We start from the raw sequence: 11,792 nt of genomic DNA, 5'->3' as shown, positions 1-11,792 counted from the left end.
GGGCAGTCCATAGTGATTGCCTCCTCGTTGGTGATGGTTGTGTGGAAACTCCATTCTACCATACGAGGAAAAGTCACTATGGACTTTTTTGTTAAGTGTTCAACTTCATTTTACAATCAACCATTTTTATTTTTTCTTAATATAACACGTTTATGGCAATCCTCCCAAGTGGCCATGTACTATTGAGTTTTCACCGTTTTAGTTCGTTTTCCGCTTCCAATACCGACTCTTCATAGCGGGAAATCTTGAGATTTAATCGGTCCAATGTTTTTTGCATATCTTCCATTCTTCCTTGCAGCAGTTTGCGCTGTTCAATTAAAATTTCCTTGCGCGCATCCCTGGTTTCCTCCCCTTGTTGAAATAAGCTTACATATTCGATTAATACTTCAATAGGAAGTCCGGCGCCTCTCATACATTTTACAAATTCAACCCAACGGCAGTCATCTTCGTTATAATCGCGGTTGCCGCTCTTGCTTCTCCCTACACGCGGAATTAAGCTGATTCGTTCATAATAGCGAAGTGTATCCGGGGGAAGATTAAACTTTTCACTTACCTCGGTAATTGTCATTGTTATTCACCTCTTTTTATATGTTCATCTGAAAAAAGTTACTTTTTATCCGTTTTCGACGCGGGAAATGAAAGCGACACTTCAAAAATAGCGGCAACATCTTTTGAACAATTCACAATTTCACTATCTCAATCTCCTTGCGTTATCATTTATTTTCAATCATGTTCATATCTCTACTGTACTACTTTGAGTTTACTCCATGTCAATATATTTTTTAAAGAAATAGCAAATTGTCAAGATCACTTCGATTCCTTATTAGAAGCAATTTGCCAGGGCGCTCTGTCTTTTGCATTGTTTACATCCTGGAGTTAACTTTAAGCCAAGAGCAAATTTCAGTTTCTCAGCAATACGATAGTTGACAAACTGGACGTTCTTTTGTTTTTTATGGCATAATGAAAGTAACTTTTTTCCAAAGGAGATGCCTGAATGGATAAAAAAGAAGCAGTTTCCGACGCTGCTAATTCCTGTTCGCTATCGGATGCCGCTTTTCTTCCGCTGCGTGAGGGAGAAACCTATGAGCCCATCTTGAAGCTGCGCCAAAAGCCAAAGGAAGCGACAGGTTACGCGGTCCTGTTGGGCTTGCTTTTTGGTGCCGTTTTTACGGTGGCTTGCACCTATATGCCTTTAAAAGTGGGCCAAGGCGTTTCGGCGGATACGCCTATAGCAGCCATGGCGATTGCGCTGGCGGCGATATTGAAAAGAAGCGATGCGCTGGGAGAAAATATGCTGATGGAATGCATCGGTTCTACTGGGTCCATGGTCAATTCCGGCCTTGTTTTTGTACTCCCTGCTTTGTTTATTCTACAATTGCAGGCCGCGTTTACGGAAATGGTCTGGACTACGCTCTTGGGCGGCCTTTTAGGTATTGCCTACGCTATTATTTTGCGCAACTATTTTGTGGTACATATGCACGGGCATTATCCGTTTCCCGGCTCTTTGGCGACGACGGAGGTTCTCTTGTCTGGAGCGAAAGGCGGCGGCAGTCTGCGCGTAATTTTGCTCAGCAGTCTAGTAGGCGGTGCGGCTGATTTTGCTACCAACTCTTTTGGCTGGTGGCATGCGGCGTTTACTTCCCGCTTTTGTACTTTTGGTAGCTATTTAGCGGAAAAATATAAGCTGTTTTTTGCCATTAATGTAGAGGCCGCTGTTTTAGCCATCGGTTACATGACGGGCTGGCGTTATGCGGTGATTATCGCCGGAGGCTCTTTGTTTGGCTGGTGGGTACTGCTTCCTTTCGTGGCTTCTTTATCGGCTGACAATCAAGCTTGGCTGCTTGGAACTGCTGCGGAAAAAGTATTCCAGGATATGACACCAGAGGCTATTTTTCGCCAATCTGTTCGCTTTATCGGTATTGGGACCTTGGCGATGGCAGGTATTTTGGGAGTGTTAAAGATGACCCCTTTTATCGGCCTTGCCTTTAAGGAAGCCATCTTGGGCATCTGGACGGATAAAAAAAATACATCCGCCTCTGTGCGGACGCAAGAAGATGTTCCGATGGCCTGGGTTGTGGGACTAATTGCATTGATTGCCTTGGTGTTTGCTTTGCTCATTCACCTTCACTATGGAGCTAGCTGGCTGCAAGCGCTTCTTTTAACGGTGGTACTGCTGGCAGGGTCTTTTCTTTTTTCCGTCGTAGGAGCTACATCGATTGCCTTTACCTCCTCTGAACCTGTATCTGGTTTAACCTTATTGACTTTGATTATTGGCGCCCAAGCTATGATCAGCACGGGCTTAGTCGGCGAGGTCGGCATTTTAGTGGTTCTGCTTATGGCGGCGGTTGTTTGCGGCTGCCTCTGGATGACGGGATGCTTTGTAGGGGATTTAAAGGTAGCCTTTTGGCTTGGCATTACGCCGAAGACGCTGCAGATTTGGAAGGTCATTAGCACTCTAATTTCCGCGTTCATTGCCGCCGGAGTCATGCTGCTTCTCGCTAAAAGCATGGGCTTCAGCGGTCCGGGGTCCTTGGCGGCTCCTCAGGCCAATGCGGTAGCCGCGGTCATCGGACCGCTCATGGCGGGCCAAGAAGCTCCTTGGATGTTATATGTTGCAGGCGCTGTATTAGCTGTTTTGTTAGACTGGTTGAAGGTGCCGGCATTGGCGTTTGGCTTGGGCTTATACATCCCGCTGGAGCTCAATACGCCCTTGCTTGCGGGCGGTGGTATTTCCTATTTAATGGCTCATAGCAGCCGCGATGCGCTTTTGAACCAATGGAGGCAGCGGCGAGGCCTTCTCATTAGCTCCGGTTTTATTGCTGGCGGCTCGATCATGGGCGTATGCAGCGCCGGCTTGCGCGTGCTGGGTTATGACTTCAGCCAGTTTTCTTGGGGAAGTACGGAAAACCCGGAAATGTATTCCTTGGTGATGTATGTTTTCTTGTGTGGCTTTTTCATTTGGTACAGTCGACGCGGCCAACCGACCGTCTAAGCTTTTTTAATGCCATTTCATGCGTACATAAAAGCGACCATTTTTTTCAAAAGGTTCTCCTTCGCGCTGAAAGCCGAAAGAAGCGTAAAAAGCTTCTTTTTCTTGACGCGAATCTAGCACAATCGCGCGTCCTTGGGCAAGGTGCGACGATTCCTTCAGCACATGCCTTAGCAGCTTGCTTCCCCAGCCTTGTTGCTGCCGTGATGGCAGGGTGGCAAATTTGCGTAATTGCAAAGCCGCATCGTTGCTAAATACGGACAGACAGGAAACTAGTACTTTGCAGTTTGACGCTGTAATTACAAAGAGGCCAAAATGCACTGCTTTTTCATCGCCAGGAAGTTGTACGAAAGAAATATCTTTGTCCGGCCACATGGCTTCTTGGCGCAGCGCCCAGGTGTCTGCGGCCTGAAGCAATTCAATACAATAGGATGGACTTTGCATATTCATTTTAGGCTGCTCCTTTCTAAAATAAAGTATGAAACGATAATTTAGTGCATGTTTTTTGTTGTTTACTACCAAAAGACAATGTACATGGAACTGCCTAATGGTATGGTAAGGGCATTGCTAAAAACGACGCGTATAGGGGATTTATGGGCGTCGTTTTTTCGGTATACAGACTTTATAATTTCGTGCTTTTCGCGTTTTTCGCGGTTGGATAATAATGTTCTTATATCAATCCACTTGAATGGGAATTTTGCTGGTGTAACGATGCGACAGCTGATCATCCAAGTGGGCGTACTTAGCAGTCGTCGTGGGGCTGGCATGGCGCAGGGTTTCCTGGACGATACGCAAATCTTTCGTTTCCTGGTAGAGCAAAGTACCGCAGGTATGGCGCAATAAATGACAGCTTTTTCCCGGCTTTTTAAGCTTGGCTTCTTGGAACCAATGATCAACAATATCGCGGATGCCGCAGCGTGAAAGACGTCCGCCGTTATGATGACGGCTGATGGAAACGAAAAGCGGCGTGCCTTCCGTGTCCCCCTGCACAGGGCGGCGCTGTTTGGCATAGGCGTCTAACGCGGCAAGGACATCCTCGCGCAGATATACATAGCCGTCTCTTTTTTTGCCGTGCACCAGCATCATGCCGTTGTTCCAATCGACATCTTCGATATTGGCGCGATGGATTTCTACGGTACGCAAGCCTTGTAACGCCATAAGTACCAAAATAGCTTTAGCTCGCAGCGCTTCTTCCCCTTCTTTGGGAATGAGCGACAGCAAATGCTGCATGTCGGCGGCGGTAAGAAAAGACTGCTGCTGCAGCCGCGCGCGACGGTCTTCACCAGCATACACTTCTGCTGCCGGATTTTCTTTGAGGATCCCTCTAGAAACGGCGGCTGCGTAAAAACGGCGCAGCGCCGTTAATTTTAAGGCAATGGTGCTGACTTTATAGCGCTTTTTCTCCCAAAGATACTGGCGGTATACTTTCAATTGGTGTACCGTAGCCTGTTCGGGTTGCAGCCCTTCTTCGCGGCACCAAAGGAGAAACTGACGGATATGAGAAAGATAGGTAGCCATCGTATCGGCAGCGGCGCGGCCATGGGCTACGTCCAAACGGAGAAATTCGCCGAAGCGCTGCAGGAATTCTTCTTTGCTCCAACTGTCTGGACTCAGCAATGAAGCTGGTACTGCTGGCATGGTTACATACTGCCCGTTCATACCTATTTCCCCCTCGTAACGTACCTCATAGCTCCTTAACTCCTTATAATTATACTTATAAGGAGTTATGGAGTCAAGAAAAGGCGGTTTTGGATAAAACCGCCTTTTCGAATATTGCAGGTCTTCTCTTTTACTTTTTAATGAAATCGGCACCGCGCTGGATGGCTGCTTCGTTAATTTTGAAGAGTTCCGGCTTATTGGCGAATTTCTTTTCAAACATTTTTTTGAAAGCTCCCAGCATGGATTCAGTTTTCACCGGCTCCCCTGCTGCAATAATAGCTCCCAGCATGACCATGTTGCCTACTTTGGGATTGCCAAGTTCAGCAGCAATTTCATTGACAGGAACTTTAAAGACATTAATGTCTTTACGAGTAGCATCTTTGTCAATGAGGGAACTGTTGATGATCAAGGTGCCGCCTTTTTGCAAGGATCCTTCAAAGCGAGTCAGAGACGGCAGATTCATGGCCACAACCATGGACGGCTCGCTGACCATAGGGGCGCCGATGGGGTCTTCGGATACGATAACCGAGCAATAAGCGGTGCCGCCTCGCATTTCCGGGCCGTAAGAGGGAATCCAGGTTACTTCCTTGCCTTCAAGCATGCCCGCATAGGTCAATAGCTGTCCCATGAGCATGATGCCCTGACCGCCGAAGCCAGACATAATAATTTCGTGTGTTTGCGACATTATTTAGCCACCTCCTCAGGTGTTTTGAAAACCCCAAGGGGATAGTAAGGCATCATATTGGCTTCCATCCATTTTACAGCGTCAATGGCGCTTAATCCCCAGTTGGTCGGACAAGTGGAAAGAACTTCTACCATGGTGAATCCTTTGCCTTCCAATTGCATCTTGAAGGCTTTTTTAATGGCGGCTTTCGCCTTAGCCATATTGGCGGGATTATTGACAGCTACGCGTTCAATATAAGCAGCGCCGTCCAAGGTAGCCAGCATTTCAGAGACGCGAATTGGGATGCCTGCCGTTTCCGCTTTACGACCGTAAGGCGAGGTTTGGGTGACTTGACCTACCAAGCTGGTAGGCGCCATCTGACCGCCGGTCATGCCGTAAATAGCGTTGTTGACAAAAATAGTGGTGATTTTTTCGCCGCGCGCCGCTGCATGGACAATTTCCGCTGCGCCAATGGCGGCAAGGTCGCCGTCGCCCTGATAGGTGAATACCGGAGCTTCCGGATGAACGCGCTTGATGCCGGTAGCTACAGCCGGAGCACGGCCATGAGCGGCTTCAAACATATCAATGTTGAAATAATCATAAGCAAGTACCGAACAGCCGACAGGTGCGACGCCAATGGCGCTGTCCTGCACGCCCAATTCATCAATAACCTCTGCTACCAGGCGGTGGATAATGCCATGATGGCATCCGGGACAATAGTGTGTAGGTACATCTACAAGTGAAGCAGGACGACCAAAAACTTTTTCAGCCATGAGATCATTTCCCTCCTTTGCCGCTCATAATAGCAACGATTTTTTCGTAAATTTCATTGGGGCTGGGCATTACGCCGCCCATGCGTCCATAGAAATGAACCGGCTTGTCTTTACCGACGGCCAGCCTTACGTCTTCGACCATTTGGCCGGCGCTGAGCTCTACCGTCAGGAAGGCGGAAGCCTTTTGCGCTAATGCTTCGAGCGGAGCTGTGGGGAAAGGCCACAAAGTGATCGGACGGAGCATGCCGACTTTCAGTCCTTCTTTATGCGCTTTTTCCATCGCTGTGCGGGCAATACGGGAGCTAATGCCATAGGCTACAATGACCAATTCGGCATCATCTGTATAAAGCTCTTCATAGCGAACTTCAGCAGCGGAAATTTTGGCGAATTTTTCCTGCAGATGCAGGTTATGCTGTTCCATCGCATCCGGCTGGAGATACAGCGAATTGATGATATTCGGTTTTTTACGGCCTTTCAAGCCAGCTGCAGCCCAAGGCTTAGCCGGAGGAGTGATGGTGCTGGCCTTGAATTCGGCAGGCTCCATCATTTGGCCTAAAGCGCCGTCGCCCAAAAGCATGACCGGCGTGCGATACTGATCGGCCAAGTCAAAGGAAAGAATCGTATAGTCAACCATTTCCTGTACAGAGTTCGGCGCCAGGACGATCAGACGATAGTCGCCGTGACCGCCGCCTTTAGTAGCCTGGAAGTAGTCGGACTGTGCCGGCTGGATACTGCCCAGGCCCGGGCCTCCACGAGCAATGTTGACAATGACACAAGGCAGTTCGGCCCCTGCAATATAGGAAATTCCTTCTTGCTTTAAGCTAATGCCGGGGCTTGAAGAAGAAGTCATGGAACGAGCGCCTGCACCGGCTGCTCCATAAACCATATTGATAGCGGCAATTTCGCTTTCCGCCTGTAAAAACACCCCGTCAATTTTCGGCATGCGTTTGGCCATATATTCGGTAAGTTCGGTTTGAGGGGTAATGGGATAGCCAAAATAATGACGACACCCGGCAACAATGGCAGCTTCACCTATCGCCTCATTGCCTTTCATTAGAACTTTTTCAGCCACAGTACTTCCTCCCCTTTATTTATAGACTTCAATAGCTACATCTGGACAAGTTTTACCGCACAGAGCACAACCGATGCACTGCGATTCGTCCGTACAGAAAGCGGGACGATAGCCTTTACTGTTGAAATGATCTGCAAATGTCAGAATTTTTTTCGGGCAAGCAACGGTGCATAAGCCGCAACCTTTGCATCGCTCTTCGTTGATGACCGGTTTTGCCATGAAAATAACCCCTTTCCTCTCTTCGCCTGTAATGTTGTAAACCACTAACTCGGTATATTCACTTTATTCGGAACTAACATAAAAATTCCTGCTTTTGTACATAAAAATACCCGCAAAAATTGCGGGTATTTTGTATACTGGTCACTAACATTTACTTAGTCGACAATAACTTCCAATTGATCGCCATTTTTGCACAACGCGGCATTTCCTTCATCAGTATCGACATGCATTTCCAACGCATAGTCTTTGTTAACGCGAATCAGCACATTTTCAAAAATCAGGCCGCGATTGCCGCCACAGCGGACTTTAACGAGATCTTTATCTTTGACGCCGAATTCGGCGGCTTCAGCAGGATTCATATGGATATGACGTCCAGCTACAATGACGCCTTCTGTCAGTTGGACTTCGCCTTTCGGGCCTACCAGTTTGGCGCCCGGCGTGCCGACCAAATCGCCGGAATCACGTACAGGAATATTTTTCAGACCCAGTTTCATGGCGTCGCTCATGGAAACTTCTACTTGGCTCTTGCTGCGGATTGGTCCCAAAATACGTACATTTTTAAACGCCGATTTTTCGGTGACTACATCAATGGTCTCGTTGGAAGCAAACTGTCCAGGCTGTGCCAAATCTTTTTTATTGGTCAGCTCATAGCCAGCTCCATAGAGAATATCCAGATGCTCCCGGGTTACATGGACGTGGCGGGCGGAAATACCTGCGGTTACTGTTTTGTTAGACATAAATAACACACTCCCTGTTTTGTTTTAGCGGCATTTTTCTTAAGGAATCGGCGCAGTAACAGCAATGATTCCTTAAATATAAAAATAAACCGAAACTGTCAATAAATCAGCTTCGGTTTATTATATCATGAAATGTTACTCAATGATTTCTGAAAAATAAACAACTGTTACCGTATCGTCTGGAGCAATGCTGCGCTCGTAGACCCCTTCCAAGAAACGGGTCAGCTCTTCGACACTGGCAATATCCGGATTTTCCCCTTGCAGGTCTTCGCGGGTTAATTGACCGATGGGTTTTACCAAAACGCGGTCAATAACAGCGGCATATATCTTCTTGCGCTGATGAAACCGTTTGCCCACCGTTACCCAGACAATGTCGCCTTCCTGATATTTGCTGCGCTTGTCGCCAAAGCGAATGGTACAGGATTTGCGGCGACAGACTAACTGTACATGGTAATTGGATGAATAAAAATTCAATGCTTTCATTGACAATTCCTCCTTTGTCAATCTGGATATTGCTGCAATTCAGCCCTTTTTCAACCATTGCACGGTACGATCAACTGCTTTTTGTAAACTTGCCTCTTCTTCTACCAAGGCGATGCGCACATAGCCCTCGCCTTGCGCTCCGAAAGCGCTTCCCGGCACTACGGCTACCCCTGCTTCACGCAGCCAGGATAACGTAAATTCCATGGAGGTTTCCTTGGTTGGCACCGGTGCCCAAACAAACATGGTGCCTTTAGGCTTGGGAATCTGCCATCCGCAGGCGGCTAAGCCATCAATCAAAAGATCCCGGCGGCGTTGGTAGATGGCGGCTGTGTCCAGTACGGCCTGCTGCGGTCCGCGCAGAGCGGCGATAGCGGCTTCCTGGACAGGAAGAAAAATACCATAGTCAAAGTTTGATTTCAAGCGTCCTAAATAGGAGATAACTTCAGCATTGCCCAAAGCAAAGCCTACGCGGCAGCCGGCCATATTGTATGTTTTGGAAAGAGAGTGGAACTCAATGCCCACTTCCTTGGCTCCTGGAGTTGCCAGAAAGCTCGGCGGGCGATAGCCATCAAAGACCAGCTCGCTATAGGCAAAATCATGGCAAACAACAATTTCATTTTGTTGGGCAAAAGCCACTACCTTGCGAAAAAATTCTTCGTTCGCCACGGCTGCTAAAGGATTATTGGGATAGTTTAGAATCATCAGCTTGGCGCGCTTGCGAATGTCTGCCGGAATAGCTTCCAAGTCAGGTAAAAACTCATTCTCTTTGCGCAAAGGCATATGATATAATTCGGCGCCGGCTACCAAAGGTCCTGCGCTGAAAATCGGATATCCTGGATCGGGAACCAGCACTACATCGCCCGGGTTAAGCAGGCAAAGAGCGATGTGAGCCAGACCGTCCTGGGAACCCATCAGCGTATGTACTTCTGTTTCCGGGCAAAGAGTAACAGCAAATTTATCTTGATACCACTGCGCCATAGCTTCCAGCAGTTCACTTTTACCGCGTGACAAGGCGTAGCGATATTGATGCCCCTCCCTAGCGGCGTTGCATAAAGCATCGACAATATGCGGCGCTGGAGCTAAGTCGGGACTGCCAATACTCAAGGTAATGATGTCGCGGCCTTTGGCTTCTTCCGCGCGGCGCAAAGCGTCAATTTCCGAAAAAACAGCGGACGAAAGTCCGTTCAACCGTTCAGAGCAAACTGGATGAAACAAGTAAATTCCTCCTCGGATCCTTAGTTACGGGCAGTAAGGTGCTGGCTGCGTACAGCCACTTCATGACGCAGTCGTTCAATATCGATTGTTGTGAACTCGCCATTGTCTAGCAATACTTTGCCATCGACCAAGACGGAGTGCACATCAAGGGCATTCGCGGCATAAGCCAGAAGGGAAATACGGTCATAACGAGGCTGCCAGTGCAAGCCATTCATGTTCCAAAGGGTCAGGTCCGCTTTTTTACCGGGAGCAATTTGACCGATTTGCTGCTCCAAGCCCAGCGCAAGCGCGCCCGCGCTGGTAGCCATCTGCAAGGCTTCACTTGCGGATACGGCCAATGGATCGCCGGTATTAGCCTTATGCAGGGTTGCCGCCAAACGGACTTCTTCCAACATATCTAAATTATTGTTGCTGGCGGCTCCGTCGGTACCAAGGGCCACGCACAAACCGGCTTTCAACATAGCCGGCACCGGTGCAATCCCGCTGGCCAGCTTCAAGTTGCTGCCGGGATTATGAGCTACACGAACCTTGCGGCGTACCATCAGTTCGATATCTTCCGGTGAGAGATGCACGCAATGAGCTGCCAAGGTGCCGCATTCCAGCAGACCAAGGCGTTCCATCAAAGCCATGGGCGTAGCGCCGTGGTCTTTTTTGCAGTCTTCCACTTCGCCTATTGTTTCCGCCAGATGAATGTGAATGTTGGCGTTTAGGCAATGGGCCATGGAAACAACGCGTTCCAAATAAGCAGGCGGGCAGGTATAGGGCGCATGCGGTCCGAGCATGACGGTGATTCGGCCATCAGCGGCACCGTGAAATTCCCGAAAGAAGGAAGCGCTTTCGGTCAGTGCTGTTTCCGCATTCGGCGCTACACCGGCCATGCCGCGGGCCAAACTGGCGCGAATACCGCTTTCGGCGACAGCGCGAGCCGCATCAGGCATAAAAAAGTACATATCTGCAAAAGTGGTTGTGCCGGTGCGCAGCATTTCCGCAATCGCCAGCTGCGTCCCCCAGTAGACGTCATCCGCTTCTAAACGGGCTTCTGCGGGCCAAATTTTTTCTTGCAGCCAGTCCATAAGCTGCATATCATCCGCATAGCTGCGAAATAAGCTCATCGCCGCATGAGTATGTGTATTGATAAAGCCAGGCATAGCCAGAAGATCTTTTCCTTCAATAATGCGATCCGCTGACCACGCTTCAGGCACAATGCCTACATAAGCAAATTTACCTTCTGCAATGGCAATATCCCCGGTAGCTACTGCTCCGTCCGGGCCCCAATATTCGATATTGCGAATCAAGATGCGTTCAGTCATTCCCTGTATCCCCTCTCCGCTTGCGATAATGCGAAACGTAAAATTCATGCATAATGTTTACATCTTCGTCGCTTAAGGCCTTAGCTCCTCCTAAAAGATTGGCATAAAGATAAATTTGCGCCGCTTTTTCTACTAATTCTGCTGCTGTCATGGCTTCCGCCAAAGTAGTACCGCAGCATACTGCTCCATGATTGGCCAATAATACGGCCTGTTTGGAGCCAAGAGTGGCGGCAGCTTGCGCCGCCAGTTCTTGGGTTCCAGGCAGAGCATACGGCGCTAAAGGAATTTCGCCGCCCGCTAATTGAACTATGTCTTCAATCACCGGAGGAATGGGCTTATGGGCTACGGCGCAAGCACTAGCGTGAACACTGTGCGTGTGAACAATAGCCATAATATCCGGCCGTGCTTGATAGATCGCCAAATGAAGAGGCATTTCCGAAGAAGCGGTACGGCCAGATGCCTGAAAAATAACCTGGCCGTTTAGATCGACGATAACAACATCTTCGCTTTTTAAGGAGCCATACTCGCGGCCGGAAGGAGTAATCGCTACTTGATCTTCAGCTACGCGCAGGCTGAGGTTGCCCCAGGTCCCTGCAACTAAGCCTTTAGCCAAAAGACTTTGCCCGGCCAGCACAAGCTGTTGGCAAGAAACTTCAAGCATTGTAGCGCCC

At 48.8% G+C, this 11,792-nt stretch carries 13 protein-coding genes; 1 reads left to right on the top strand and 12 read right to left on the bottom strand.

What is annotated here, in order from left to right:
* Positions 1–190 precede the first annotated feature (190 nt).
* Positions 191–568 (bottom strand): MerR family transcriptional regulator, encoded by a 378-nt coding sequence (locus PHF27_RS02090; protein ID WP_300065416.1) that lies wholly within the window; start codon positions 566–568, stop codon positions 191–193.
* A gap of 426 nt (positions 569–994) precedes the next feature.
* On the opposite strand from PHF27_RS02090, the gene PHF27_RS02085 reads away from it, so the two are divergent.
* Entirely contained in the window at positions 995–2,992 is a 1,998-nt protein-coding gene (locus PHF27_RS02085) for an oligopeptide transporter, OPT family (RefSeq protein ID WP_300065414.1), read from the top strand.
* 6 nt (positions 2,993–2,998) lie between these two features.
* On the opposite strand, the gene PHF27_RS02080 is transcribed toward PHF27_RS02085, so the two are convergent.
* The 11 genes from PHF27_RS02080 to PHF27_RS02030 all read right to left on the bottom strand — a co-directional run bounded on the left by PHF27_RS02080 (position 2,999) and on the right by PHF27_RS02030 (position 11,782).
* Positions 2,999–3,439: a GNAT family N-acetyltransferase gene (locus PHF27_RS02080; protein ID WP_300065412.1), complete on the bottom strand. Its 441-nt coding sequence runs from the start codon at positions 3,437–3,439 to the stop codon at positions 2,999–3,001.
* A 225-nt stretch (positions 3,440–3,664) separates the two neighbouring features.
* On the bottom strand, positions 3,665–4,648 hold the full coding sequence (locus tag PHF27_RS02075) for a tyrosine-type recombinase/integrase (protein ID WP_300065410.1): 984 nt from the start codon (positions 4,646–4,648) through the stop codon (positions 3,665–3,667).
* A 130-nt stretch (positions 4,649–4,778) separates the two neighbouring features.
* Positions 4,779–5,333: a 2-oxoacid:acceptor oxidoreductase family protein gene (locus PHF27_RS02070; RefSeq protein WP_300065408.1), complete on the bottom strand. Its 555-nt coding sequence runs from the start codon at positions 5,331–5,333 to the stop codon at positions 4,779–4,781.
* The gene (locus PHF27_RS02065) at positions 5,333–6,085 is read right to left on the bottom strand and encodes a thiamine pyrophosphate-dependent enzyme (RefSeq protein WP_300065406.1); all 753 of its coding nucleotides are present in this window, start codon (positions 6,083–6,085) and stop codon (positions 5,333–5,335) included. The genes PHF27_RS02070 and PHF27_RS02065 overlap by 1 nt, the downstream gene beginning before the upstream one ends.
* Positions 6,086–6,089: 4 nt before the next feature.
* Positions 6,090–7,157 (bottom strand): 3-methyl-2-oxobutanoate dehydrogenase subunit VorB, encoded by a 1,068-nt coding sequence (locus PHF27_RS02060; protein ID WP_300065404.1) that lies wholly within the window; start codon positions 7,155–7,157, stop codon positions 6,090–6,092.
* 15 nt (positions 7,158–7,172) lie between these two features.
* A complete protein-coding gene (locus tag PHF27_RS02055) occupies positions 7,173–7,376 on the bottom strand; it encodes a 4Fe-4S binding protein (RefSeq protein WP_018703199.1) in 204 nt (67 codons plus the stop codon).
* A gap of 155 nt (positions 7,377–7,531) precedes the next feature.
* A complete protein-coding gene (locus PHF27_RS02050; RefSeq protein WP_300065401.1) occupies positions 7,532–8,113 on the bottom strand; it encodes a phosphate propanoyltransferase in 582 nt (193 codons plus the stop codon).
* 135 nt (positions 8,114–8,248) lie between these two features.
* Positions 8,249–8,596, bottom strand: a complete 348-nt coding sequence (locus PHF27_RS02045; RefSeq protein ID WP_300065399.1) for an ASCH domain-containing protein — start codon at positions 8,594–8,596, stop codon at positions 8,249–8,251.
* 39 nt (positions 8,597–8,635) lie between these two features.
* Positions 8,636–9,811 carry an aminotransferase class I/II-fold pyridoxal phosphate-dependent enzyme gene (locus tag PHF27_RS02040; protein WP_300065397.1) on the bottom strand — a complete coding sequence of 392 codons (1,176 nt, stop codon included), beginning with the start codon at positions 9,809–9,811 and terminating at the stop codon, positions 8,636–8,638.
* Positions 9,812–9,831: 20 nt separating this feature from the next.
* Complete coding sequence (locus PHF27_RS02035; protein ID WP_300065395.1) at positions 9,832–11,121, bottom strand: amidohydrolase; 1,290 nt, start codon at positions 11,119–11,121, stop codon at positions 9,832–9,834.
* Positions 11,114–11,782 carry a class II aldolase/adducin family protein gene (locus tag PHF27_RS02030; protein WP_300065393.1) on the bottom strand — a complete coding sequence of 223 codons (669 nt, stop codon included), beginning with the start codon at positions 11,780–11,782 and terminating at the stop codon, positions 11,114–11,116. The genes PHF27_RS02035 and PHF27_RS02030 overlap by 8 nt, the downstream gene beginning before the upstream one ends.
* Positions 11,783–11,792 lie beyond the last annotated feature (10 nt).

The organism is Anaeromusa sp. (assembly GCF_028691475.1).
GTDB lineage: Bacteria > Bacillota > Negativicutes > Anaeromusales > Anaeromusaceae > Anaeromusa.
This window is presented reverse-complemented; position numbering and strand designations above follow the sequence as displayed.

What these genes read in the sequence shown, in the direction of transcription:
- PHF27_RS02090 (WP_300065416.1), bottom strand. Translation starts at nt 568, where the DNA reads ATGACAATTACCGAGGTAAGTGAAAAGTTTAATCTTCCCCCGGATACA.
- PHF27_RS02085 (WP_300065414.1), top strand. Translation starts at nt 995, where the DNA reads ATGGATAAAAAAGAAGCAGTTTCCGACGCTGCTAATTCCTGTTCGCTA.
- PHF27_RS02080 (WP_300065412.1), bottom strand. Translation starts at nt 3,439, where the DNA reads ATGAATATGCAAAGTCCATCCTATTGTATTGAATTGCTTCAGGCCGCA.
- PHF27_RS02075 (WP_300065410.1), bottom strand. Translation starts at nt 4,648, where the DNA reads ATGAACGGGCAGTATGTAACCATGCCAGCAGTACCAGCTTCATTGCTG.
- PHF27_RS02070 (WP_300065408.1), bottom strand. Translation starts at nt 5,333, where the DNA reads ATGTCGCAAACACACGAAATTATTATGTCTGGCTTCGGCGGTCAGGGC.
- PHF27_RS02065 (WP_300065406.1), bottom strand. Translation starts at nt 6,085, where the DNA reads ATGGCTGAAAAAGTTTTTGGTCGTCCTGCTTCACTTGTAGATGTACCT.
- PHF27_RS02055 (WP_018703199.1), bottom strand. Translation starts at nt 7,376, where the DNA reads ATGGCAAAACCGGTCATCAACGAAGAGCGATGCAAAGGTTGCGGCTTA.
- PHF27_RS02050 (WP_300065401.1), bottom strand. Translation starts at nt 8,113, where the DNA reads ATGTCTAACAAAACAGTAACCGCAGGTATTTCCGCCCGCCACGTCCAT.
- PHF27_RS02045 (WP_300065399.1), bottom strand. Translation starts at nt 8,596, where the DNA reads ATGAAAGCATTGAATTTTTATTCATCCAATTACCATGTACAGTTAGTC.
- PHF27_RS02035 (WP_300065395.1), bottom strand. Translation starts at nt 11,121, where the DNA reads ATGACTGAACGCATCTTGATTCGCAATATCGAATATTGGGGCCCGGAC.
- PHF27_RS02030 (WP_300065393.1), bottom strand. Translation starts at nt 11,782, where the DNA reads ATGCTTGAAGTTTCTTGCCAACAGCTTGTGCTGGCCGGGCAAAGTCTT.